Source organism: Nocardia sp. NPDC051756, from assembly GCF_040681495.1.
Taxonomy (GTDB): Bacteria; Actinomycetota; Actinomycetes; order Mycobacteriales; family Mycobacteriaceae; genus Nocardia.
In genome coordinates, this window is sequence record NZ_JBFAYV010000005.1 from 60,671 (window position 1) to 85,572 (window position 24,902).

A 24,902-nucleotide genomic window follows, 5' to 3' on the forward strand; every position below is an offset into this window, starting at 1 on the left:
GATCAAGAGAACCGAGATTCGGGGCGGTGAGCCGTTCATACTTTGAGTCTTGCATAGTTAATATTAACCGCGCAAGACTATTCTGCCGTCGCTGCACACCTTCAGCAGACCCGCGCCGGGTTAGCTCTCAAGATTGTCTTCAATAATGTTTTCAATTATGTTTTCAATCATGAAGGTGAGCAAAGACGCTGTCAACAGCGGTGCCGAGCCCGCGAGCCGAACCACAGCGAAGGTCTTGGATGCCATTCGGGGCGCCATCCTCAACGGCGAACTCTCCCCGGGAGAACAGCTCCGGCAACAGATCTGGGCAGACCGGTGCGGCGTCAGCCGCCCGCCGGTCCGCGAAGCCCTCGAGATACTGAGCAACGAGGGCCTGCTCACGCACGAGCTGAACCAGGGCTACTTCGTCGCGAAGTTCAGCAACGACGAGGTGGAGCAGCTCTACACGATGCGCGACCTGCTGGAGTCCGAGGCGCTCCGCACGCTCGAGTGGCCGGCCGCAGAGACGCTGGCCGAGCTGTCCGCGCACGTAGACCGGATCGAAGCCGAGGCACTGGCAGGGCGGCCCGACCTCGCGCGGGGTGCGATGGCGGACCTCTACCTGTCCATCTACCGCCTGTGTCACCGCACGCTCATCATTGCCGAAATCGAACGACTCTGGGCACGCACGGCCGCTTATCGCGCGCACAACTACGACATACTGGCCGCACCGCAGGAGTCGACAGTCCAGTTCCGCCTGATAGTCGACGCCCTGGCCGCACAGGATCGCCCGCGACTCACCGAACTGCTGCAACGCCCGGTCGTGACCATCCTGGCCCGCGCACGGGCGGCGAATGCGCGCACCGCAGCCGCCGACGGCTAGGTCGTTGCACGAGAGTCGATTTCACCGATAGCCCGATGCGACGTGAGCGCTTCCCGCCCAGCCGGCGCAGGTCGCATCGGATCTTCGCTCACCAAATTGACATTACTGAAAGTATGCTTATTTTATCAGGAGGCAAGCGTCGCGCGACGGCTGCCACCTAGCCCCGAAGAGAGCGGATACCGATGGCGGAGAACATCTTTCAGGCGAGGCCCTTACCTCGCCCAGACCTCATTCCCCTTGGTCATGATCGTCCTCGCCGACCGCGCCCGACGACTGTCCGCACAGCGGCCTCGGACGTCAACGCTGTTGTCCAGCAACATGAGTGACTCATCGCACGCGGCCGGGAGCAGGCAGGCATGAACACGGCAATCGTGGTCGGCGGCGGTATCGGCGGATTGAGCGCGGCACTCGGCCTCGAACGCGCAGGCTGGCGAGTGACGGTGCTGGAACGAGCGGAGCAGTTCCGCCCGGTCGGCGCCGGATTGATGCTGGCACCCAACGCGGTGCGAGCGCTGAACTGGCTGGGACTGGCCGAGGAACTCCGGTCGCTGGATATCGCGCAGGGCGCCACGGGGATTCGGACCGCATCGGGGAGGTGGCTGTTGCGCGGCGATGTCACCGAGGTCATCCGCCGGTTCGGCGTCCCCGGGTACATGCTGCACCGGGCCGACGCACACGCCATATTGATCGGAGCGCTCAGGCACACCAACCTGTGCACCGGCCACCAGGTGACCGAGGTGGATCCCGACGCGGGCACCGTGACGTTCCGGCGTCCCACCGGCGAAACCGCAACGCTCGGTGCGGAACTCATCGTCGCCGCGGACGGCATCGCCAGTCCGACACGGACCCGGCTGTTTCCCGACCATCCGGGACCGGCCTACGCCGGGTACCTCACCTGGCGCGGCGTCGTACCCGCCGAGGCCGCCGCCGACCTCGAAGTGGGCCGCTCGTTGATCGAAAGCTGGGGGCGGGGGCGGCGATTCGGCGTCATGCCGCTCACCGATGGACGGGTATATTGGTACGCCACGCTGTCGACCGCGCCGAACTCCCACGCCCACGCGAACATCGAGACGGTCGCGCGACTCTTCCGCGACTGGCACGACCCGATCCCCCGGCTGATCGCCGCCACTCCCCTGAAATCGCTACTGCGACACGACATCTACTCCCTGGAAACACCGCTGCCCAGCTACGCGACCGGCCGGGTAATCCTGCTCGGTGACGCCGCGCACGCGATCACCCCCGACCTCGGGCAGGGCGCGGCACAGGCGCTGGAGGACGCCGCAACGCTGAACGCGCTCGCCACCACCGAGTCCACCGTGGAATCCGTGATAGCCGGCTACGACCTGGCGCGGCGCGGCCGCACCCAGCAACTGGCACGGGCCTCGGCCGCGGCCGGACGGGTCGCGCAATGGCGCAATCCGCTGAAGGTCGTGTTCCGGAACACCCTCGTGTGGCTGACGCCGCGCTCGTCGTACCTCAATTCAGTGAGCGACACCTTCTCCTGGACGCCCGACACCGCCTTAACGCCGAGCGAAACAGTTTCGGCCACAACACGATCCGAGGCGGGCCACTGATGCGCACGGTCCTGGTGCTGTTCGACAGTCTCAACCGCCGGTTCCTGCCGCCCTACGGCGCCGATTGGGTACACGCCCCGAACTTCACCCGGCTCGCCGCGCACACCGTGCGATTCGACAACTGCTACGGCGGCTCGATGCCGTGCATGCCTGCCCGCCGCGAGATGCACACCGGCCGCCACAACTTCCTGCACCGTTCCTGGGGTCCCTTGGAGCCCTTCGACGACTCCGTGCCGGAGCTGCTGTCCGCGGCGGGGGTCTACTCGCACCTGGTCACCGACCATCCGCACTACTGGGAGGACGGCGGAGCGACGTACCACAGCCGATTCCGCACCTTCGAGTTCTTCCGCGGGCAGGAGGGCGACGCGTGGAAGGGGCAGGTCGCCGATCCGCCGCAACCGCCGAGCCCGCGCCGGGTCCGAAACCAGCTGTGGCGGCAGGATCTCGTGAACCGGCAGTACCTGACCGAACCGGCCGATCACCCGCAGATCCGGACAGTGCACGCCGGCCTCGAGTTCATCCGCACCAATCACGCCGAGGACGCGTGGTTCCTGCAGATCGAGTGCTTCGACCCGCACGAACCCTACTTCTCCGACCGTGAATTCCAGCGCCACTATCCCGCATTGGACGCGGCGGGGCAGTCCCCGGCGTGGCCCGACTACAAGCGAGTGGCCGAAGGTCCGGAAACCGTGGACCGTGCGCGGGCCGAGTACGCCGCGCTGCTGACGATGTGCGACGCGTCGCTGGGTCGCGTCCTCGACGTCTTCGACGAGCTCGGCCTGTGGGACGACACGCTGCTGATCGTGTGCACCGACCACGGGTTCCTGCTCGGCGAGCACGGCTGGTGGGGCAAGAACGTACAGCCCTGGTACGACGAGAACATCCACACGCCACTGTTCGTCTGGGATCCGGTGGCGCGGACGAAAGCAGGCACCTGCCGGGAACTGGTGCAGACCATCGACTTCGGCCCCACCCTGCTGGACTTCTTCGGTCTCCAGCCGACCGCGGATATGCAAGGCCGGTCCCTGCTTTCGCTGCTGCGCGACCCGGCGCCGGGCAAGCACCGAGCGGGGGCGTTGTTCGGGATCTTCGGCGGGCACGTCAATGTCACCGACGGGCGTTACGTGTACCTGCGGGCTCCGGCCGCGCCGGGCAACGCGCCGCTGTTCGAGCACACGCTGATGCCCACGCACATGGCATCCCGTTTCACCCCGGCCGAACTGGAGCACGCGCAGTTGGTCGGCCCGCTCCCGTTCACCAAGAACGTCCCGGTGCTGCGCGTCCCCGGGTTCGCTGTCGGTGACCCGTTCGATTTCGGCACAGCCCTGTTCGATCTGGAAAGCGATCCCCGCCAAGCGGATCCGATGATCGACGACGACCTCGAACTGCGGATGATCGACCTCCTGCTGGAACTCATGCGGGCGAGCTCCGCGCCGGACTCGCAGTTCACCCGCCTCGGCCTTCCGCTCGAGGGGCCCGCCGATTCCCGGCACCTACTAGCCCGGACTCAACTGCGCGCTTACCAGGAAGCCGTTGCGCCACTACCGGTTCCGGCGGACTTTCCGACCGGGCGACCGGGAGTGAACACGCCGATCACCGAACTCCTCGCCATCGCGGGCACCCGCGCGATCGTCGAGGCCGCGCTCGGACCCGCGATCGCCCGCATCGCCGAGCAGACCGGCTCGGTCACTCTCCTCGACCTGGCCGACTTCACCCCGGTGCTGACCGGGCGAACCCTGCACCAGCTCGATCGGGCACTGGCCGAAAGCGGACCGGTCCCCCACCACCCTCAGTGAGGTATTCCGATGACAGACACCGTCATACCGGCGTCCAAGGCAACCACCGGCACCCCGGTGATCGTTCCCGGCCGCTGGCGCAAACTCGCCCTCGTCGTCGCTCCGCTCTGGGCCGACAACAACGAATCAAGTGTGCTCAGCACCCTCGCCCCGGTCATCGTCCAGGCGGTCGCCGCGCCCGCGGCCGCGGTCGGCTACCTGACCTCCATCGGGAAGTTCATCAGCATCGTCTGCGGGCCGCTGTGGGCGTGGATCGCGCGTAGGACCAACCGTAAGATCGCGTTCGCCGTGGCCTCCGGCCTCGCCGGAATCGCCACCGCCGCAACCGGTCTCGCGCAGAGCTACACCCAGCTCATCATCCTGTACGGGGTGTCGGCCGTGTTCATCGCCGCGGCCCTGCCGATCGCCAGCGAAATCACCGCCGATCTGTTCGACGATGCCGCGCGCGGTCGCGCCAATGGTTACACCTGGGGCGCGATCTCGCTCCTCGGCTCGGTACTCGGACCGATCATCGGGCAGTTGTCCCGCGTGCCCGACGGCTGGCGTTACGGATTCTTCGCCTGGGGTGCGGTCACCGTGCTCACCGCCGTGCTGCTGGCCGTGTTCTTCGATGACCCCGCCGTCGGCGCCAGCGAAGTCGCCGCGCCGACCCGGCAGGGCGAGGACAGCCGGATCACCTGGACCAAGGTCCGGCAGATGCTGCGGATCCCCACCTTCGTCCTGATGCTGATCCAGCGGCTCATCTCGGGTCACCTGCTGATCATGAGCTTCGGCATCGTCTTCCTGGTCCACACCTACGGCTTCAGCACCGCGGTCGCGTCCATCGTCACCCTGCCCTTCGGCATCGGCTATCTGCTCGGCACCTTCGGCGGCAGCCTGGCCACCGACTTCCTGCAAAGCCGGTTGCCCAGGATCGGCCGGATCATCGTCCTGCAGTTCGCCCAGCTCGGCTTCGGGGTCGTCGCCTTGGTGGGTACTCAGCACGATTGGGGTGGCATCGAGGTCTTCGCCGGCTTCTGGGCGGTCCTCGGCTTCATGCAGGGCCTCAACCCCGGGGTGAACCGGCCCATCGTGGCCGCCGTTGTACCGCCGGAAATGCGCGGCGCCGCCTTCGCGCTCCTGCTGTCGGTGTTCGAAGCCCTCGCCTACGCGCTGTTCAACCTCGCCGCCGGACTGCTCACCGATGTGATCGGCCTCCGTGGCGTAATGCTGTGGATCCCAGGCATTCTCATGCTCGTCAACGCCGCCTTCTGCACCATTCTCTATCGCACCTATCCCCGCGACGTCGAGCGGCAACGCGCCCTCTTGATCGAGCAAGCCCGGCCCGCGGCGGCCGGATGACCCCCGCCCGGCACTCGATCGAACAGGCAGACCTGCCCGGCGGGACCTTCGCGATGGGCGACCCGCACCGCGACGGATTCCACGCCGACGGGGAGACACCCGTGCACACCGTGGAACTCTCGCCCTTCACGATCGACACGACCACCGTCACCAATGCCGCCTTCGCGACGTTCGTCGAACAGACCGGGTACGCGACCGACGCGGAGAAGTTCGGGTACTCCGCCGTGTTCCACCTCGTGCTGGCCGCCGACGCCGAAGACCTCCTCGACCCTTCCACCCACACGCCGTGGTGGATAAGGGTGCGGGGAGCGAACTGGCGACACCCGCAGGGACGGCATTCCGGCATCGACGACCGCGGCGATCATCCGGTGGTGCAGGTCTCCTGGCACGACGCCATCGCCTACTGCGACTGGGCGGGCCGTCGACTCCCGACCGAAGCGGAGTGGGAATTCGCCGCGCGCGGTGGCCTGCCCGGCGCCCGCTATCCGTGGGGTGACGAACCGCCGGATGCGGGCGGCCGGTGGCGGGCGAACATCTGGACGGGAACCTTCCCAACCACCATGCAGGAGAACGAATTCCGCACCACCGCACCGGTGCGCACCTACCGCCCCAACGGGTACGGACTCTGGCAGACAGCCGGAAACGTCTGGGAGTGGTGCGCCGACCACTTCTCCCCCAACACCTACACCCACGACGCCCGAGCGGGTCACGTTCGCGATCCGCAAGGCCCCGCAACCGGACATTCGCGAGTCCTGCGCGGCGGCTCATACCTCTGCCACGACAGCCACTGCACCAGATACCGCACCGCCGCCCGATCCTCGAACACCCCGGATTCCACCATGGGCAACGCCGGCTTCCGCACCGCCGCGTCCGCATCACTCCGGGTCGAGGGCGGACGCCAGCACCACACCGACATCATCGCCGCGCTCACCGAAATGCGGTGAACAACAGGGACTTTGCCTTCGTCTGCGCGATGAGATTTCCGGCCGTCGGCGAGCTCGGCAGGCTCACTCGATCATGTGGGCATGCATCTGCTCGAGGATGCCCTGCAGGCTGCGCCGACGCGCCGGGCTCAAGGCTTCCAGCGCCGCGCGGACGCCGTGCATCTGCGCGCGCACCTGCTGGGCGATCGCGGTGCCCTCGGCCGTGGCGACCACCTTCTTCACCCGGCGATCGGACGGGTCGATGTGCCGCTCGACCAGTCCACGTTGCTCCAGCCGATCGATCAGCAAGGTGATGTTCGATGCGTCACAGGACAGGGCTTCGGCCAGTTCCCGCATTGCTCGCGGTTCGGCCAGCAGGCAGACGAGCTTGGCCTGGCTGTAGGTCAGATCCAGGCCCTGGGCCGCGGCGAGGAAGTCCTGCTGATAGACGCGGCAGAACTCGGTGAGGGTCGCCATGACATCGAGCGCGGTCGGCGAAGCGGGTGGCGAGGAGTGCGGCACCTTGTCAAGGTAGGCCGAATACTTGATGAACTCAAGCTTCCCGAGCCTGCACCGCTCGTCGGAATGCTTGACAGAATCAAGCACTTGCGGTTGTACTGTCGGTGAGTCGCTTGAGTTGCTCAACTATTTCCCGCTCGAGAACCTGCTCTTCCCCGCAGCCGACCATGGTGCTGTCATCAGCTCGGCGCCGACTTTGGAGACGATATGACTTCGGCAGTAGACACCACGCGGATCCGCCGATTGCTGGATCGGCCGTTCACAATCGGCGATCTGACCGTTTCGAACCGGATCGCGATGGCGCCGATGACGCGGAATATGTCGCCGGACGGCGTGCCGGGGGCCGACGTCGCCGAGTACTACGCCCGCCGGGCGGCCAACAATGTCGGTCTCATCATCACCGAGGGCACCTACATCAACCGGGCCGCGGCCGGCGCCTACCCCAATGTGCCGCACTTCTACGGTGAGCAGTCCCTCGCCGGCTGGGCGCACGTGGCCGAGCAGGTGCACCTCGCCGGCGGCCGGATCATTCCGCAGCTGTGGCACACCGGGGTGGCCCGCACCGCGACCGAGCCGCCCGCCGAAAGTCCGTCCGGCGTGGGGCTCGACGGCGGCCCGACCGGAAATGCCATGTCCCAGAACGACATCGACGACACGGTCGCCGCGTTCGCCGAGGCCGCGGCAGCAGCGGAACGGCTCGGCTTCGACGGCGTCGAATTGCATGGCGCACACGGCTATCTGATCGACAGCTTCCTGTGGAGCGGCACCAACCAGCGCACCGACGGCTACGGCGGCGACCCCGCGTCGCGGGCTCGGTTCGCCGCGGAAATCGTCGAGGCCGTGCGCGCCGCGGTCTCCCCCGGCTTTCCGGTCTTCTTCCGGCTCTCCCAGTGGAAGTCCGGGAACTACCAGGCGAAGATCGCGGACAGCGCGGGCGAGCTCGAGCAGATCCTGACCCCGCTGGTCGACGCGGGAGTCGACGCCTTCCACGCCTCCACCCGCCGCTACTGGCTGCCCGAATTCGACGGCAGCGACCTCAATCTCGCCGGCTGGGTCAAGAAACTCAGCGGCAAGGCCACCGTGACCGTCGGCTCGGTCGGGCTGGACCAGGAGTTCGTCGGCGCCGCGGGCTGGCAGAAGCAGGCCGACGTGGCGGGTATCGATCAGCTGCTCGATCGCCTCGAACGCGACGAGTTCGACCTCGTCGCCGTCGGCCGCGCGCTGCTGGCCAATCCCGACTGGGCGAACAAGGCGCTGCAAGGCCGCCTCGACGAGGCGATCGCCTTCGACCGCGGTGTGCTGAAATCCCTTAACTGAGAACGGATCTCGATCCGGTTACCCGGCGGCGTCGCCCAGCAGAAACCGGTGGATCTCGGCCGGAGTCTGCGGGGCGACGTCCGCCGGAGTGAGGGTCAGGATTTCCCGTCGATAGTTCCGGATCTCGAACCAGCTGCCGGGTCCCGCTGCCGACAGCAGCCCGATCCCCCGCTCCAGCATCGATCGCCGGTGCACCTTGAACGTCTTCTCGCGGAGCGAGGTTCGACCGCCGAGTTCGGCGAAGCCGTTCGCACTGCGCAGATCGAACTTCAGGTCGATGACCGGGTAGGGCTCACGATCCCAGGTGGTCGAGGGCATCGGGTCCCGCCCCCGCAGCCGCGCCTCGACCAGAGTTTCGGTGTCCTCGTCACAGATCTCGCAATCGAGAATCGGGATGGCCGCACCGATCCGGCCGCCGTAGCGGTTGCCGCACAACGACGGGCCACTGATCAGCACGTGATCGAATCGGCCGATCGGCGCGGGCAACGGCAGCTTGTGATGGGACCGGCCGTCGAAGGCCAGCCCTATCCGCGGGCGGACGAAGTCGAGGAAGGCCGATACGGTCCGGGGATCGTGGCCGGGCTGCTTGACGATGAAGTGCAGCGCACGACGCTCGTCCTCGCTCAGCACGAGATAGTCGTAGAAGGTGCCCGGCCCGCCCTGGAAGTCGTGGAATTTCGCGAACACCCCCGCTCGCCCGTCGACCGGCGCGTAGCCCGACCAGTAAAAACTCCACGCGCCCGCATACCGCTTCTCTTCCTGCGCCCGCATCACGTCGAGCAGTGGGGCGTCGGCCAGCTCATCGACGGCCGCGACGACGACCGGCATTGCCACCTCGACGTATCCCTGTCGCTGCTTCTCGCCGATCTTCCTGGCCAGATGCCGCTCGGCATGCGCTACGTCGTCGAGCGTCATGCTCGACCCCTGAATCCTGCCGCCCACCTGACCCCAGGACATGTGACAGCGGATCCCCTCGCGGCGGATCCGCCAGAATCGCATCACCTCGCCATCGTCCTTCTCGAAATATCGCACCTCGGGCACGCTCTTCATCCCCCGGCAGCCCGATGTTTCGCCGGCCGAGAGGCGTACTGCCGCAATCCCTTCACTCCGGCACCGCCGATCTCGGCTGGGCCAGAACGCTTTCCACCGGAACAGCGACAAAACCGCCGCCTACCACCACGATTCGATCGGCTTCCCGGCTCCAATACAGGGCCGAGTAGCTGGATCTGTCGTCGAACATCTCCGGCGGCAACGAGATGTACGTGCCGCTCGCCGGGAAGTAGAGGACCCCGACGTCACCCTCGTCGTTTCCGCCGAACTTCAGCAGCAGGCCGCCGTCCGGTCCGGGACGCACGGCCATCACATTCGTCCAGGCTTCGACATGCCGGACCGGCGTACCGCCGCGATGGATTTCGTGCAGGCCGCGACCGGACAGATAGAAGAATCCGTCGTCGCCCGCCTGCACCGCGGTGAACTCGACGAACGAGCGCTGCGCGCCCATCTCGTAGGCCCGGACGCAGCCGGTGCCCGCCGCGTCGAGTTCGTAACCGTCTCCGTCCCAGACCAATACGGTGCTGCCGTCCGCGAGCCGGGCCGCACCGGTCAGCGGACGCGCGGCGTCGCCGAGCGCGCTCTGCACCACGGCCGCATCCGGGATGCCCGGAATCCGCTCCCACGCACCGGATTCCGCGAGCCACAGCGGGCCGGGCAGCGGATCGCCGACATTCAGGCCGCCGAATCTCAGTAGGTGAGTCTTCACCTCGTGCAACACCACGGGCCTGGTGCCGAGGAAGTAGCACTCGTGCGTGTAGAGGTCGGCCTCGCCCGGCCCCTTGGCCGGCAGGGTGCGTGGCGCATCCGCCGCACCGTCCACCAGGATCGGCGCGAACACCCGCGGGCGCGCCTTCGTGTCGGCAGTGGAGTGCGCGAGCCATCCGCCGGTGGGCGACCGTGCCGCCGTCATCCAGAATTCGTTGCGCTGCAACGCCAAACGCGGCGGCCATGGCTCGAGATCCCACAATTCGACCCGCGGATTCCGGCCGGCGCTGTGCGACAGCAGGAATCCCTCGACGATGTTATCGAGCACGCTCGCGATCGGCGAGGCCGGCGCGGTCTCCACCGCGGCGGCCGGCGTTCCGTCATTGCCCAGGTACTGCGCCCACATGAGTTCCGGATCGCCCGGGAACTCACCCGCCGCGGGCACCGCGAGATCGGTTGCCTCCCAATACCCCAGCTTGCGGTCGACCGCCGCCCGCAGGGTCGCCACGATCCCCCGGAAGGTCCGCCGCTCCCCTTTCGGCATCGGCGCGAGCTGCTCTTCCAGCCACGCCAGCACCTCCGCGACCTGATCGGCGGGCACATACACGCCCGTCGAATAGTTCCCGCTGAACCATCCCGACGAGAACCGCCCGCGCAATTGCGGATGCGCCGCAACGACTTCGGTGAACAGGCCGTCCGGCGCGTAGGTGGCCTTCGGCTCGAACACCGCGTCCGGGAACACCCGCCCCGCCTCGAACGCCAGGCTCAACGCCAGCCCACGCTCATACCGGTACGGCAGCATCGAAGCGCTGAACATGACCGCCGCAACGGACACCGCCTCCGCCGCGGCCCGCCCGTCCGCTCCGAGCAGCAACTCCCGCACCTGCCGCCACACATCCTCAGCGCCAGGATGCACTCGATCCAATGCGGTCGGCCCGGCGAAACTGCCGAGCAACCGAGGCACGAACTGCTCCCGAATCGCGTCCTCGTCCACCAAATGCAACGTGCAGTCGTATCCCATTATCCTCCGCCTCGTCCTGCGCCCCCACATGCAACCACGAGCACAACAGCCGCGCGAGGCCCTAATCTCCTGGTCAAGCTCGAAGCCGCCGCGGTACGCGCATCGGCCCGCCCACAGGGTGATCAGCACGGTCGCGGAGCTGTTACTCAACAGTTTCGGCGCTGTGGGCGCTGTCGAGCGGAACGGCGGCGTTGATGTTTCGCTCAGGTCGGCGGTGGTGGGGCCGGGATGAGGGTTTGCGGGACCAGGTGGTCGGCGTCGGTGCGGGCGATGTTGTGGCGGATGGCGACGACGATGGGATGCTCGGGTGGGAACGTGCGGGTGGCGATGGCCAGGGCGCGGCGGTGGAGTGCGGCGGCTTCGCCGTGACGGCCTTGCTCCCGTAGCAGGGTGGCGAGATTGTTGGTGAGCACGGCGATTTCGGGGTGGTCGCTCCCGAGGATGCGGTCCTTGATGGTCAGCGCCTGCTGGTAGTGGCGCTCGGCAGTTTCGGCGTCGCCGAGCGTCTGCTCGATGGCCGCGAGGTTGTGGAGCTGAACGGCGATCTCGTAGTGGCGCGGTGGGTGTGCGGTCCTGCAGATGGCCAGAGCCTCGTTCAGGAGGGTGCGGGCCTGTTCGTGGCGGTCCTGGCCGGCCAGAGCGGCGGCGAGGACAGCGAGGTCTTGGGCGAGGTCGACCGGGTTGGTGTGCGGTGCACTCCGGCGGGTGTCGACTGCGCGGCGGGCATAGGTTTCGGCGTCCGGGTAGTCGCCACGGGCGTGGGCGAGTCCAGCCAGATTGTGGCTCAGGGCAGCGAATTCCGCCGGGGTGGCGCCGGTTTCGTCGTAGCGCCGCCGGAGCCGGGCGTAATGCTGTGCCGCTCGGTCGAAGTCGCCCAGTTCCTTGGCGGTAATGCCGAGCTGAGTGAGCACGGCGCCCAGCGACGCACCGCCGGCGGCTTCGGCCAACGGCAGGGCGCGGCCGAGGGCGTGTTCGGCCGCCCGGTAGTCGCCGGTGCGGCGATGGCAATCGGCCAGCGCCACCAGGATCCGGGCGCACAGCCGGTCCCGCTCGGTGGTCTCCGGCATTTGTTCGAGCCACCGTACGGCGTCGACCAGATGTGCTGTCGCGGCAGGGTATTCGGCGCGATCCAGCTCGATCCCGGCGACCGTCAGCGCGGCCTCGGCGGCCGGCAGCGCGGGCCCCGACGAGGCGGCGCAGGCCAGCCGCAGCGCGCCGCGGCCGTGCCCGACCGCCTCGTCGAGATCACCATTCACCTGCCAGTAGCGGGCCAGCCGCATCCGCAGCCGGGCACACCTCACCCGCCACCGATCCCGAATCGACACCACTACCGGATCTGTACCGGCTCATAGTGATCGGCACCGATTCGGTCGACGACGGCGAGACCGATCAGCGTGGTCGACAACCCGCCGCAGGCATCAGCAGGCGATTGGTACTTCATGCCATGTTCCTCTCAGATTGTTTGTGCCACTACAGGGTTCGCAGCGGCTCACAATGATTGAGCGAGATCATGGCGGCGGCCGGACCGATCAACGCGGCCAGCAGCCCGCCGACTCCCGCTGCCAGCACCAGCAGCCGATTGAAAATCCTCATGACATGTTCCTCTCGGATTGATTTGTGCCACTACAGAGTTCGTAGCGGCCCGCAACGATTGACTGCGATTCGTTCGAGGATGAAGCTCCCACTGCCGGTATCAGCAGCCGATTGGTGTTCCCAATGGCGTGTCTCCTCCCAGAAGACCATCCGACTCGGCCTGCCGGTCGAGAACCAGGCGACAAGATGTCGAACCGGTTGTCAGAACTCAACGATCCCGGCAATTGATTGCGTGACTTCGGAACGTCTGTCCAGTGCCCAGTCTCTGCGCCTCGCGCCACCGGCCATAGGGCCTTACGGCATGCCCGACCCGAGCCGTTCGGCCCCACCCGGGGACTCGCTGAACAACCATCCCGGCGTGACACATCTGATCAGACGCATATTCGAGGTGAGTCCGACCGGCCGAGTATCGAATTCGGCACGAATCACTTTGCGCGCCGCTCGTCGTCGGAATTCCCATGCGGCGCGCCTACGCTTGCGCCCGTCCCGCGGGTGCGACCTGATCGGCACGGTCGGGTTCGGGCGCCGGCGTCACTGAATTGGGGTAGGGCACTACTCCGGTGGACTGTGGCGTATCGACCTAGCGTTTTCGTGCATTCCGCATGAAAAGGGAGAACACCATGAGAAGACACATCTACCGGCCAGCTTTGCTGACCGCCCTGTTGACGGGGTTCGGTCTGCTGTCACCCAGCACCGCCGATGCCGCCGGAGAGCCGTATTCCATCGTCAATCATTACACCGGGATGGTGGTCGACGTGTGGGAAGCCTCCCTGGCGAACACCCATACTGTGCTCTGGACCGACTGGGGTGGGGCCAATCAGCGATATGACCTCGTGCTCACCGATCCGAACAATCCTCGCTCGGATTTCCTGATCAAAGTGCGACACGCGGGCAAGTGTCTCGACGTCAACGGAGCCAGCGGAAGCGACGGTGCCATCGTCCAAACGTATGACTGTTATGGCGGCCCCAGCCAGCGCTGGTACATCGAGTCGGTCACCGATCCGTATGTGCGTTGTCAGCCGATGACGTTCTGCGACAACGCGAGAACGACAATACGAGCACGACACACCGGAAAATGCCTCGATGCCGCCAATGCTGCGCCATCCCTGGCGAATCGACCGAAACAAGGTGCGCGCCTGCAACAGTGGACCTGCTTGAACAACCTGAATCAGTTCTGGGACCTCCGAGGTGGTCCAGGTCCAGTGATTAGATGAGATCGCGAAGCAGTGACCCAGATGGGCGAAAAGCACAGGGGCAGAACGCAGGTCCAGATCGGCGACGACTTCGGCTCCAGGCACCGTGTCGTATGAACAGCGGATACAGCACCTACGAGCATGAGATTAGTGTCAGTAGGTAGTCAGGTTGCGGTCGGCACGTCTGTTGGGGAGCTGGCGTCGCAACTCGGCCTGGGCAGTCAGGTGTTATGCGGGGCGCACGCAACGAGAATCAAATCTGTCTATCACCCCGAAACCACTGTGCAGCACCACTTCTGAAACCAGCCGCGCGGTAGACCAATCGGTGAGTGCAAGCGCGACCGGCGATGACGAAGAGTCGGGTTGATCGGCTCGTGACGCTCGAGGGAGGGGCGTCGTCGCCGGCCAGGACCAATTCCCGTGTCACCGATGACGCGTTGTTGGGCTCCGAGTAGTCGGCGCGTGTTCGCTTCGGCCTTCGCGGAGCTAGGTTTCCGGAAGTCATGACCAGCGGTTCGATAACCGATTGACGAAGACATGAGCGGCCGCGATGCGGTCGATATAGAGGCGATGATCATGGCAAGAACTCAGATCGATTCCCGCCCAATCATATTCGGCATTGCGATTCTCTCGATGCTGGTTCTGCTCGGGTGCGCGCCGGGTGGTCGTGAATCTCCGGGTAGCCGTGAACCTCTTGACGGCAACACGCCGTACCCGACGGCCACAGCAGCACCATCCCCGGACTGGAACGACACGACAGGCCCGGGAGCGCAGAAACCACCGCAGAAGACCGCCGTCCGCCCGCTCATCCCTCCCACCGCGGAACTCGGGCCATCGGGTGCGGTAGATCCCACTTCCTGGGTGAGACCACCGAATGCGAGCCTCACGGTGGAGCCATCGACCACGTCTCCGACGGTCCCGTTGCCCGGGCAGCCGATGGCACCCACGCCCCCGGTGCCGTCGCAACCGAGTACCGACCACCTGCCCACTCCGCCGACGAGGTCGCGGTGAGCGGACCGGCCTCATCCCAAGCGGCAGTGACGACCCCTGTCGGTGGCGCTGTCGATGACAGCCGCGCTCACCCGCGCAAGCGGTGCCGCCGGTTCGACAACCGATCGACGAAGACATCAGCGACCGGGATGCGGTCGATACAAAGGCGATGATGACCATGGCAAGAACTCAGATCAGTTCCCGCTCAATCGTATTCACCGGCGCGATGCTTACCGCGCTGGCGCTGATCGGGTGCGCGCCGGGCGACGGCGGCGGCGGCCGCGAACCCCTCGACGGCAATACGCCCTACCCGGCCACCACAGCAGCAACATTGACGACAGTGGCGCCACCTGAGTGGAACGACCCGGCACGCCCGGGACCCCCGAAGACCGCCATTCCCCCGCTCATCCCGCCCACCCCGAAACCCGTGCCCACTGCAGACCCGCCGACGCGCCCCCATCCACCTACGACTCCGTGGCCCCGGCCGCCGACAACGCCCGTGACAACGCCCGTGACAACGCGCCCGACAACGCCGATCCCAACGCCATCCACCACCCTGCCGCGGATACCAACCATCGACATCCCGTTCCCGTCACATTGAGCAGCTCAGCCTCCACCCGGCCGGCCGTGACGCCCCCCCTGTCAGCGGCCATGTCGATAACCGCCGCGTTCACCTCGCAAGCGGTACTGCTCGGCGCGGTCCTGTACTACTTCGGCTCGGTCTACACCCGCACGTGGTACAGCTACTTCGGCATCGACGCCGGAATGCTCGGCCTGTCTCCCGTCGAACTCACGATGCGTTCGCTGACGCCCACCTTCTGGCCGGTAGTAGTCGCGTTGCTGGTCCTGCTGGTCCTGGTCGCGGTGCGCGGGCTGCCGTTCCTGATCGCGCGCAAAACCCGCAAACCCCGACGCACGCTACGCATTTGGTACGCGCTAACCCTCGGCGTCGGCGCGGCCGCACTTGCGATACCCGCGCTCATCGGGTTAGGAGTCCGATACGCGTGGTCACTGTTGAGCACCCTGCAACCCAGCGCCCTGATACTCGGCGCCCTGCTGCTCGGCTACGCCACCACACTGCGCGCGACCTATCCGGCGCTACTACGCCGCCCGAGCCTGCCCGGGCGTCCACGACCGCGTCACCGCAGCGCGACACGCCCGCCCACGACAGCGGTCATGATCGCCCTGCTCGGTCTCGGTTTCGCCGGCACCCTCTGGAGCATCGGCGCCTACGCAGCCCAGCAAGGCATCACCGACGCCCGCGCCCTCGCCCACGCCGGATTCCCTGACCAGCCCTCGATCCTCGTGTTCAGCGTCGACCGCCTCGGCATCGAGGGCACCGGCACCCAGGTCGACGAAATCACCGTCCCCGGCGAGAAATACCGCTACCTCTACAGCGGAGTACGCCTGCTCGCGCGCACCCCCGACACCTACTTCGTCATCCCACAGCAATGGAGACCCCACCGTGACCGCGTCTTCGTCATCGCCCGAAACGACACACTCCGCATCGACATCAGCACCACCCGCAACGACAACTGATCCGCGGGAAAGGCCCTTTGCGGCCTCATCATTGCCGGCGCGATCGCGCCACCAGCGCGGCGAGCACCTGCTCGGTCTTGGTCTCGCCGTTCGCGATCGAGAAGCCGTGTCGGCGCACCACGGACTCGAACCCGAGTTGCGTTGCTACAGCGCGACTTTCCATCTCGGTGCGGGACTCCGGGTGCCTGGCGGTGACACGGTGCGACAACTCGAGCAACTCGAGCTCGGCGGTACACCAACGTTCGACATCGACCTCCAGATCCCCCAATCGCACGTTGGTCCATTTCGTCGACGCAATCGGACCCATCGCCGAGAGGTGATCAACCGCAACGCCCGGAGGTGTGCAGCTCACCAGGAACTGACGCTGGCCGGAGTCCAAAGCGGCTGTCACATCGGCCCCGACCATCGCGGCATCGCGCAATGATCCGGGCCGCCGCTCACCCACGGCCGAGGCCGACAGCACCCGCCGCTCGCCACACCAGTCGCCTTCGATGCGGTACTCCAAGGCATCATCGGTGAACGGCGTGGTCCACCTACCGGCCAATTGCGAACGCCGGCATGGCCGTAGCTTCACGGTGAGGTCGTCGCGCTCACCGCTGCGTAACCGGATGACGATCCGGCTCGACAGCAACGCCGATGCTGCGCCGGAGCCGTCACTGCGGGACTCGGCGAACCAGATGCGGCGCTCGACAGCAGGATTCCGCGAACACCGTAGCCGGGTCAGCGCGTCCGCGACGTCGCCAGCGAGGTTGACCTTGATCTCGATCGGAGTGATCACGTCGGTGCCCTTTCGTGGTGCCCGCCCCGAGTGCCTCCCAGCGGTCGGCAACACCATCGAAGACAGCGTTGGCGAACCCGTTGCCGACTCGCGTGCGTACCTCGCTACTCGATTACCTGCCAACGACATCCGGCGTCACCCGGTGCGGGCAGCCTCGCTGCGATCTGCGGGCACAACCGTCGTGAACGGGCACACCGGCGCCATGCGGGAGGGCGTCGTCGCGGAAGGCGTGCCGCCACGTCCTACCCGACCGCCGGTTCCATCGCGAAGTTCGGGTAGTTGCGTCAGCGACCCGAAGGCGATGCTCGAGGTTGAAGTAGCCGACTACGCAGGACGATCGCCCCGTCCCGCACGAAGACTGTGCATCCGATCTCGGACGAGCCGCAAGCTCGTGCCCGCCACTAGGAGGTCCTTTTGACAGTCAGGGCACAGCCGATGACACCATCGCCGGAGACCACGCCGCACCCTCCACCGCCGGCCCGCCGGATACCCCGTGCGGCCCGCCTGCTGATTCGAGTCGCCGAGACGATCGACCGCACCATCGGCTGGTCCAGGTTGCCCATGCCGCTGGGGGTGGCTGTCCTGGTCGGGCTGCGTAGTCGGCTGCGCTCGGCGAATCTCTTCGACACCGGACCGCATCCGGCCGGACCACTACCCGCCGATCCGGCTGTAGACAGCGAACATCTCCGCGCGCGAACGATCGACGGGACATACAACTCCCTCGACGATCCGCGAGCGGGCTCGGTCGGCTGCCGGTTCGGACGCAATGTCCCCTTGCGATACACCTACCCGGAGGATCCGGCCCGCATACTGGAGCCCAACCCGAGGCTGATCAGTCAGCAGCTGCTGACCCGCGACCGTTTCCAACCGGCCACCACGTTGAATCTGCTCGCCGCGGCCTGGATCCAGTTCGAGGTACACGATTGGCTCAGCCACGACGACGCCGAAACCGAGCCGTGGACGATTCCACTGAACGATCACGATCCATGGCCCGCCCGGCCCATGACGATTCCCCGCACCGCCGCGGTCCCAGCCCCGTCCCCGGCGGACCCCCGACCTACACCACTGACGACACTCATTGGTGGGATGCGTCTCAAATCTATGGCAGCACAGCCAAATTCGCCGCCGCATTGCGGACCGGCAGCAACGGGCGACTCGAGGTCGACGATCTGGGACTACCGCCGCTCGGCGTGGAGGGCCTGCTGGAACTGTCCAGCGCGGCGGCCAACGCCTGGGTCGGACTCGCCATGCTGCATTCGCTGTTCATGGCCGAGCACAATGCGATCTGCGCTGATCTGGCCCGCCGCTACCCGCACATGACCGACGAAAACCTCTACAACACGGCGCGTTTGGTGAATTCGGCGTTGATCGCCAAGATCCACACCATCGACTGGACACCGGCGATCATCGCGCACCCCACCACCGTTGCCGCCATGCGCGCCAACTGGTTCGGGGTTCTCGGTGAGCGGGTACAACGACGGTTCGGCCGGCTCAGCGGCAGCGAAGTGTTGTGCGGCATACCGGGATCCGCCATCGATGACAGCGGGATCCCGTTTTCGCTCACCGAGGAATTCGTCGCCGTGTATCGGATGCATCCGCTCATACCCGACAATCTCGTGGTCCGCAGCCTCGCCGACGACAGTGTCCGCGCCGAGCATCCGTTCCCGGATCTCGGGGTCGCCCACATCCGCGAGCGTCTCGCCGAGACACCGATGGACGAGTTGTTCTACTCGTTCGGTCGCGCCCATCCCGGAGCTCTGACGCTGCACAACTATCCGCATCATCTGCAGAATCTGACACGCCCCGGACACCCGCTCCTGGACCTCGCGACCGTGGACATTCTGCGGGTCCGTGAACGTGGAGTGCCGCGCTACAACGAGTTTCGCCGGCAACTGCGGCTACGACCTGCCACCTCATTCGAGGAATTGACCGACAACCCGCTGTGGGCGAAGGAGCTCGAGCAGGTCTACGGCGATGTCGAACAAGTCGACCTCATGGTCGGACTTTACGCCGAACCCAAACCGGCCGGATTCGGCTTCAGCGACACCGCATTCCGGCTGTTCGTGCTGATGGCATCCCGGCGGCTGTCCGGTGACCGATTCTTCACCACCGACTTCCGGCCCGAGGTCTACACCGAGGCGGGCATGGCGTGGGTACGGGACAACACCATGCGCAGCGTTCTGCTGCGGCACTTCCCCACTCTGGCGCCCGCTCTCGACGGTGTCGCCAACCCGTTCGCTCCGTGGCGGAGCGTCGACCCGCAGAGCAGGCAAAGGAAACGATCGCGATGACCGACGTGACAGCACCGCGCACAACCGCGCAGAATTACCTTCGGTACCGGGACGACCTCGAGCAACCGCGCCCCGACGAAGAACAGATCATCGACAAGATCATCACGGTGCTCCGCGGCAACAACGAACGCGCCTATCGCAAATACAAGCACGGATTGCGCGACGCACACGCCAAGGGCCACGGCATCTTGCGCGGCGAACTGACCGTTCACCCCGGCCTGCCCGTCGAACTGGCACAGGGTCTTTTCGCCACACCCGCCTCGTATCCCGTCATCGCCCGCCTGTCGAGCACCTCGGGGGTGATCCGCAGTGACCAGATGCGCGGCGTACGCGGCCTGGGAATCAAGGTGCTCGGTGTCCACGGGGCACGTGCCTTGCCCGGCGACGAGGCCACCACTCAGGACTTCATCATGGTCACCCACCGTGAATTCCTGTTCGCGGACGCCCACGCCTATCTGCGCCGGGGCATGCCGGCCGCGTGGGTGCTGGCCCGGTTGCCCGACCCCGTACTCCAGACGGGCAGCACCATCCTGTCCGCGCTCGACAAGCACGTGTTGCGGCGCATCGGACGTCCCCTACCCCCGAATCTGGGCGTGTTCATTCGGCCCAACACCCACATTCTGGGGGAAACGTTCTACTCGTCGGCGCCGCTGCGCTTCGGCGACTACATCGCCAAGCTCCTCTACATTCCGGTCTCGCCGGAGGTCACGGCCCTGCGCGGCCGGCCGGTGGGCCGCGACGCGGGCGTCAACGCCCACCAGGACCTCATCGTCGACTTCTTCGCCACGCACAGCGCCGAATACGAGCTGCGGGTGCAGCTGTGCACCGATCCGAGCACCATGCCCATCGAGGACGCGACCGTCGCCTGGTCCGAAGAAGCATCGCCGCACCGGACTGTCGCCACCATCCGGTTCGATATCCAGGATCCGGATACCCCAGAGCGGCGCGCGTTCGGCGACGACGTCCTGTCCTTCAACTCCTGGCGTGGCCTACGGGCCCACCGGCCGATGGGATCGATCAACCGGCTCAAACAGCGCGTGTACGAAGCGTCCAGCAACTACCGCCACGGCGTCAACAACACCCCCAGACTCGAACCGACCGAGCACCAACTTCCGCGATGACCTCCGCGCCGCACACCCACCGGCGTCTACACTTATCGCCCATGGGGGATCGTTGGCAGTTGCTCGATCGTCCCGACAAATTCGAGGCGGTCCGTGCGGCATTGACGGGCACCGACACCGGTGGTGTCGTGCTCGTCGGTGCCGCAGGCATCGGCAAAACGACACTCGCCAGGATCGTCACGTCGGCACTGCACACCCCGGTGCGGTGGGCGGCCTGCCCGAATCGTCCCAAGCCATTCCGCTGGGCGTGTTCGCGCCCTGGATCGCGCCGTCGGCCTCTCGCGACCCGATCGCACTACTGTGCTCGGCCCGGGAAAACCTTCTCGCCCAACAAGACACAGTGATCGGCGTCGATGACGCGTACCTACTCGACAACCTGTCCGCGACTCTGCTGCACCAAATCGCGGTCGACCACAGCGCGCACATCGTGGCCACCGTTCGAACCGGGGAACACGTGCCCGACGCGGTCACTTCGTTGTGGAAGGACGGTTACCTGGAACGGATCGAGTTGGCCGCACTGACCAAAGAGCAGTGCGTCGGCCTGGTCGAGACGGTCCTCAGCGGAGCCCTGGAAGGCCTCAGCGCCGACGTCATGTGGGAATCCTCGGGCGGAAACCCGCTGTTCCTGCGCAACATGGTCGAAGGCGCGGTCGAAGCGGGCACCCTGACCGAGGTCAACGGTGTCTGGCAACTACGCGGTCCGACCGCCGTCCCGTCCGGGCTCGTCGCACTGCTCGACGAGCGGCTCGCCCGAGTGGGCGAGCCGGTCCTGGACACATTGAAAGCGCTGGCCATCTACGAACCGCTCGACCTCGACATCCTCACCGACCTCGTCGGCGAGGATGCCGTGGACGCCGCCGAGATCGCCGGCCTGATCCGCATCAGCCACGACGGCTCGCCGATCAGCGCCCGGTTCAGCCATCCGCTCCTCGGTGATGTCGTTCGCCGCCAGATCGGCACCGCCGCGGCGCGCAAGCTGCGGGGCCGCATCGTGGAGATGTTGCGGGACCGAGATCTCGGCACCGCTGCCCACCGGATCCGGTTGGCGCAGCTATGTGTCGACAGCAACCAACCCATCGACCCCGGTCTGCTGATCACGGCTGCGAAAGATGCTGTCGCGCTGTCCAATCTGCCGTTGGGCGAACGACTCGCGCGCGCCGCCAACGACCGCGGCGGCGGACTGGCCGCAGCCGAATTGCTCTCCCGCGCCCTGCTGTGGCAGGGACGTCCGCTCGAAGCCGACGAGATCCTGGCCGGCTTCGACCCCGACCAACTCGATCAACTTCAACTCGTCCAGTGGGGCATTCCCCGCGCCAGCCTGTTGTTCTGGTCCCTGCACGATGCCGACCGCGCCCGCAAACTGATGGACCTGCTCGGCGCTCGCGTCGAGCATCCCGCACTGCGCCTGGTCATTGATGCCGTGAACGCCGCCATGGCGGTGCACGAGGGCCATATCGCCGACGGTATCGACGCCGCCGAACGTGTTCTCGCCGAACCGAACTCCCCTGGGCACGCCGTCGACTTCGCCGCGTTCGCCGCCGGACTGGCGATGCCGGTGGCCGGGCGCGGCGCCGACTTCGCCCCGATCGCGGCCCGGAGCCGGGCCCAGCGCAAAGCCAGCGACGGCATGATCCGCGCCATGGTCCGTTACTGCGATGTGCTCGCGCTGACGATGATCGGCCAATTCGACCTTGCCGAGCAGCGCGCCACCGAAAGCACCGAATTCTCTTCCGCGGGACAGTTCGCCGGCTGGGCGATCGCCAAAATAGCGGTCGGTGTCGTCACCACATACCGCGGCCGCTACCGCGAGGCGATCACCGCGTTCGAGCAAGCACTGGCGGCGCTCGACGCCGAGACCTCACTACCCTGGCAGTTACCGGCACGGCTGCTACTCGTCCGCGCCTACGCGTCGCTGGGCGACGCGGAACAAGCCGAACGGGTCCTCCTCGAAGCCGAAGAACACACCGGCCCCCACATGGCACTGCACGAACCGCAGCGCATGATCGCCCGCGCCTGGCTGGCGGCCGCAACCCACAACCAGCACTCCGCAGTCGAACTGGCCCGCAAGGCCGCCGAAATCGCCCACAGCACAGGGCAATACGCGCTGGAAGCCGAAGCCCTGCACTATGCCACCCGATTCGGCGACCGCACCCTCGCAGCACGGCTGCACGCTCTCGCCGGCCGCGTACAAGGGCCCGTGGTCGGGATCTACGCCCGCCACGCCGCCGCCTTCGGTCACTCCGACGCCAAAGCGCTGGCCGCGGTCAGTGTCGAGTTCGAAACCGCCGGACTTTTGCTGGCGGCAGCGGATGCCGCCGCACAGGTGGTCCCGATTCACGACCGCGCGGCACAACGCCTGCTGAGTGCGCAGGCCTCGGCGCGCGCCCTCGAACTAGCCGCCCAGTGCGACGGAGCGACCACCCCGGCCATCGTGTCCGCTGCCCAGCCCTTGCCGATCACCGGACGCGAACGCGAAATCACCGCGCTCATCGCCCGCGGACTGTCCAACCGTGAGATCGCCGAGCGGCTCTGCGTCTCGGTGCGAACCGTCGAGGGCCACATCTACCGGGCCTGCTTCAAACTCGGCGCCGCCGACCGCGACCAGCTCGCCACCATGATCTGGCGGGATGACAAACAATAGGTTCACCGAAGGTTGCCCGCACCGGTCACGCTCCGAGCATGCCGAGTATCGGTGAGCCGAGCGCACCCAACCACTGTGCGAGCGCCACAAGAGGTGCGTGCACGGCCGACTCGGCGCCCGCGACCGCAGTGACAGCCGAGGCGATTCGGGTCAGCCGCGCGACGATACCGTCTCGGTTCGGGCGCGGCTGCTCCAACTCGTGCCGGACCGCGTCCGCATCGGCGGCGGCTCGATCCATTCCCATGCGGCGCAACGTGGTTGCGAGCTCGGCGGCGAACTCGACCACCTGGCCGGATACGAAGTTGCCGTGTTGACCGCCATATATCGTCTGGTCTCCCCCGACGTTGTTGATGTTGCCTTGCTGTGAGCCGATATTGAAGACCACTACTTTTTCCTTACCTGACGTACGGCGAATTCCACGCATATCGCGGATCTGTATCAATATTTCGAGTACGGGCTGCCGTGACGATCCACAGAATCAGGCCGATGAACAACAGGATGCTGCCGATGAACGCGATCATGAAGCAGATCAACCCAGCCGGTATGCCGAGGCTTGTATCTGGACCGAAAAACGAAAAAGCAGGAGGCTCCGGAATGACACCTGGCTCCGCCGCGGTCTTGAACACGGTGTTGAACTCGCCGGCCGCCCGTACGAAATAGTAGGCGTATCCGAGCATCCCGCCGGTCGTCAGGAAGAGACCGATCCAGAACACAAATCGCGCTTTCGTCCGAGATGCCGCGGCCTCGCGCAGGAAACTCTCGCGCTGCTGAACGTAGCTGTTGTTGTGCTGGTCGCGTCCGACATTGTTGATCTGGCGCGCGGTCTGGCGATCGACGTCGAAGCCGACGCGGCTCGGCGGCGGCCGGCGGCTGTCCTCCGGTGACAGCATCGTCGTCGGTGGTCCCGAGGTCTGTTCGAAGCGTGCTTCGATATTGCCGAAGGTGACGATATCCCCGTCACGCAGGAGCGTTGCGCCCGTGAACGGCTCACCACCGATCCGCGTCCCGTTCACGGAACCGAGATCCTCGACGGTGACCTGACCACCCAGGTTGTTGATTGCCGCGTGCACGGCGCTGACGTGCTGATCATCAAGACGCAGATCGGTGCGCGAGCTGCGTCCGAGTAGCTGCCGCCCCGGACCGAGCCGCAGGGCCGTGCCCGCCAGCTTGGCCGGGTAGAGAACAATTAATTGCTCCATCGCCGAATAGTCCCACGGCCGGACGAATTTCGAACGGGTACTCGACTACCTGACGGAACAATATGCTTAGTGAGCCGAAGCACCGGTGATATTTCCGGTCAAGGGCCAGTCGGTTCGTAATGGTGGTCGGCCAATTTCACGACGAGTTCGTCGAGGTAGCGCCCGGTCGTGTGAGCCCGATATCGAAGTTGAGGTAGCCAGCTACTCGTTCGCATCGCGGTGTGCATACCAAAACTGGCTTTGCACACTAAATGTGTGGCTGGGCAGCATCGAGATCGACCCGACACACCCCATGAGGAAGAGATCAATATGACCACACACGTTCTGTTCTATCGCGATAACGACGGCCTGATCGCAATCACCCACATCGACAGCGCCGGCCACCTCACCCAAACACAATCCAGCACAGGAACACCCAACTGGTCCCACCTCGTCGCCGTCGGCAA

Annotated in this window: 17 protein-coding genes and 2 pseudogenes; 11 read left to right on the top strand and 8 right to left on the bottom strand. The window is 66.3% G+C overall.

Going from position 1 to position 24,902, the window contains the following annotated elements:
• Positions 1-175: 175 nt before the first annotated feature.
• From AB0M22_RS22380 to AB0M22_RS22400, 5 genes are all read left to right on the top strand, one after another.
• Complete coding sequence (locus AB0M22_RS22380) at positions 176-862, top strand: GntR family transcriptional regulator (protein WP_364729986.1); 687 nt, start codon at positions 176-178, stop codon at positions 860-862.
• Between the two features lie 356 nt (positions 863-1,218).
• Positions 1,219-2,436 (top strand): FAD-dependent monooxygenase, encoded by a 1,218-nt coding sequence (locus tag AB0M22_RS22385; protein ID WP_364729989.1) that lies wholly within the window; start codon positions 1,219-1,221, stop codon positions 2,434-2,436.
• The gene (locus AB0M22_RS22390; protein WP_364729991.1) at positions 2,436-4,232 is read left to right on the top strand and encodes a sulfatase; all 1,797 of its coding nucleotides are present in this window, start codon (positions 2,436-2,438) and stop codon (positions 4,230-4,232) included. Before AB0M22_RS22385 ends, AB0M22_RS22390 begins: the two co-directional genes overlap by 1 nt.
• Positions 4,233-4,241: 9 nt before the next feature.
• Positions 4,242-5,573 (top strand): MFS transporter, encoded by a 1,332-nt coding sequence (locus AB0M22_RS22395; RefSeq protein ID WP_364729993.1) that lies wholly within the window; start codon positions 4,242-4,244, stop codon positions 5,571-5,573.
• The gene (locus AB0M22_RS22400; protein WP_364729996.1) at positions 5,570-6,517 is read left to right on the top strand and encodes a formylglycine-generating enzyme family protein; all 948 of its coding nucleotides are present in this window, start codon (positions 5,570-5,572) and stop codon (positions 6,515-6,517) included. The genes AB0M22_RS22395 and AB0M22_RS22400 overlap by 4 nt, the downstream gene beginning before the upstream one ends.
• A gap of 63 nt (positions 6,518-6,580) precedes the next feature.
• Here AB0M22_RS22400 and AB0M22_RS22405 read toward each other — a convergent pair whose 3' ends face one another.
• Complete coding sequence (locus AB0M22_RS22405) at positions 6,581-7,018, bottom strand: MarR family transcriptional regulator (protein WP_364729999.1); 438 nt, start codon at positions 7,016-7,018, stop codon at positions 6,581-6,583.
• A gap of 204 nt (positions 7,019-7,222) precedes the next feature.
• Between AB0M22_RS22405 and AB0M22_RS22410 the strand changes: the two genes are divergently transcribed.
• Positions 7,223-8,332, top strand: a complete 1,110-nt coding sequence (locus tag AB0M22_RS22410; protein WP_364730002.1) for an NADH:flavin oxidoreductase — start codon at positions 7,223-7,225, stop codon at positions 8,330-8,332.
• An 18-nt stretch (positions 8,333-8,350) separates the two neighbouring features.
• Here the strand turns inward: AB0M22_RS22410 and AB0M22_RS22415 are convergent, their stop codons facing one another.
• The 4 genes from AB0M22_RS22415 to AB0M22_RS22430 form a co-directional block, all read right to left on the bottom strand.
• Entirely contained in the window at positions 8,351-9,373 is a 1,023-nt protein-coding gene (locus AB0M22_RS22415) for a WGR domain-containing protein (protein ID WP_364730004.1), read from the bottom strand.
• 61 nt (positions 9,374-9,434) lie between these two features.
• A complete protein-coding gene (locus AB0M22_RS22420; RefSeq protein ID WP_364730007.1) occupies positions 9,435-11,111 on the bottom strand; it encodes a hypothetical protein in 1,677 nt (558 codons plus the stop codon).
• Between the two features lie 203 nt (positions 11,112-11,314).
• Positions 11,315-12,439: a tetratricopeptide repeat protein gene (locus tag AB0M22_RS22425; RefSeq protein ID WP_364730010.1), complete on the bottom strand. Its 1,125-nt coding sequence runs from the start codon at positions 12,437-12,439 to the stop codon at positions 11,315-11,317.
• A 142-nt stretch (positions 12,440-12,581) separates the two neighbouring features.
• Positions 12,582-12,704: a hypothetical protein gene (locus AB0M22_RS22430; RefSeq protein WP_364730013.1), complete on the bottom strand. Its 123-nt coding sequence runs from the start codon at positions 12,702-12,704 to the stop codon at positions 12,582-12,584.
• 620 nt (positions 12,705-13,324) lie between these two features.
• Here AB0M22_RS22430 and AB0M22_RS22435 point away from each other — a divergent pair.
• Positions 13,325-13,918, top strand: coding sequence for an RICIN domain-containing protein (locus AB0M22_RS22435; RefSeq protein WP_364730015.1), 594 nt, complete (start codon positions 13,325-13,327; stop codon positions 13,916-13,918).
• A 1,620-nt stretch (positions 13,919-15,538) separates the two neighbouring features.
• A complete protein-coding gene (locus tag AB0M22_RS22440) occupies positions 15,539-16,426 on the top strand; it encodes a hypothetical protein (protein ID WP_364730018.1) in 888 nt (295 codons plus the stop codon).
• A 28-nt stretch (positions 16,427-16,454) separates the two neighbouring features.
• On the opposite strand, the gene AB0M22_RS22445 is transcribed toward AB0M22_RS22440, so the two are convergent.
• Entirely contained in the window at positions 16,455-17,204 is a 750-nt protein-coding gene (locus AB0M22_RS22445) for a hypothetical protein (RefSeq protein ID WP_364730021.1), read from the bottom strand.
• A 561-nt stretch (positions 17,205-17,765) separates the two neighbouring features.
• Between AB0M22_RS22445 and AB0M22_RS22450 the strand changes: the two are divergent.
• From AB0M22_RS22450 to AB0M22_RS22460, 3 genes and pseudogenes are all read left to right on the top strand, one after another.
• Positions 17,766-19,495: pseudogene (locus tag AB0M22_RS22450) on the top strand (peroxidase family protein).
• Positions 19,492-20,616 (top strand): catalase family protein, encoded by a 1,125-nt coding sequence (locus AB0M22_RS22455; protein ID WP_364730024.1) that lies wholly within the window; start codon positions 19,492-19,494, stop codon positions 20,614-20,616. Before AB0M22_RS22450 ends, AB0M22_RS22455 begins: the two are co-directional and overlap by 4 nt.
• A gap of 41 nt (positions 20,617-20,657) precedes the next feature.
• A pseudogene (locus tag AB0M22_RS22460) lies at positions 20,658-23,257 on the top strand (LuxR C-terminal-related transcriptional regulator).
• A gap of 25 nt (positions 23,258-23,282) precedes the next feature.
• Here AB0M22_RS22460 and AB0M22_RS22465 read toward each other — a convergent pair.
• Together AB0M22_RS22465 and AB0M22_RS22470 are read right to left on the bottom strand one after the other, a co-directional pair.
• Complete coding sequence (locus AB0M22_RS22465; RefSeq protein ID WP_364730026.1) at positions 23,283-23,642, bottom strand: hypothetical protein; 360 nt, start codon at positions 23,640-23,642, stop codon at positions 23,283-23,285.
• A gap of 10 nt (positions 23,643-23,652) precedes the next feature.
• Complete coding sequence (locus tag AB0M22_RS22470) at positions 23,653-24,456, bottom strand: FHA domain-containing protein (protein ID WP_364730028.1); 804 nt, start codon at positions 24,454-24,456, stop codon at positions 23,653-23,655.
• Between the last annotated feature and the right edge of the window lie 446 nt (positions 24,457-24,902).

What these genes read in the sequence shown, in the direction of transcription:
- AB0M22_RS22390 (WP_364729991.1), top strand. Translation starts at nt 2,436, where the DNA reads ATGCGCACGGTCCTGGTGCTGTTCGACAGTCTCAACCGCCGGTTCCTG.
- AB0M22_RS22430 (WP_364730013.1), bottom strand. Translation starts at nt 12,704, where the DNA reads ATGAGGATTTTCAATCGGCTGCTGGTGCTGGCAGCGGGAGTCGGCGGG.
- AB0M22_RS22440 (WP_364730018.1), top strand. Translation starts at nt 15,539, where the DNA reads ATGTCGATAACCGCCGCGTTCACCTCGCAAGCGGTACTGCTCGGCGCG.
- AB0M22_RS22470 (WP_364730028.1), bottom strand. Translation starts at nt 24,456, where the DNA reads ATGGAGCAATTAATTGTTCTCTACCCGGCCAAGCTGGCGGGCACGGCC.
- AB0M22_RS22410 (WP_364730002.1), top strand. Translation starts at nt 7,223, where the DNA reads ATGACTTCGGCAGTAGACACCACGCGGATCCGCCGATTGCTGGATCGG.
- AB0M22_RS22455 (WP_364730024.1), top strand. Translation starts at nt 19,492, where the DNA reads ATGACCGACGTGACAGCACCGCGCACAACCGCGCAGAATTACCTTCGG.
- AB0M22_RS22420 (WP_364730007.1), bottom strand. Translation starts at nt 11,111, where the DNA reads ATGGGATACGACTGCACGTTGCATTTGGTGGACGAGGACGCGATTCGG.
- AB0M22_RS22395 (WP_364729993.1), top strand. Translation starts at nt 4,242, where the DNA reads ATGACAGACACCGTCATACCGGCGTCCAAGGCAACCACCGGCACCCCG.
- AB0M22_RS22385 (WP_364729989.1), top strand. Translation starts at nt 1,219, where the DNA reads ATGAACACGGCAATCGTGGTCGGCGGCGGTATCGGCGGATTGAGCGCG.
- AB0M22_RS22435 (WP_364730015.1), top strand. Translation starts at nt 13,325, where the DNA reads ATGAGAAGACACATCTACCGGCCAGCTTTGCTGACCGCCCTGTTGACG.
- AB0M22_RS22400 (WP_364729996.1), top strand. Translation starts at nt 5,570, where the DNA reads ATGACCCCCGCCCGGCACTCGATCGAACAGGCAGACCTGCCCGGCGGG.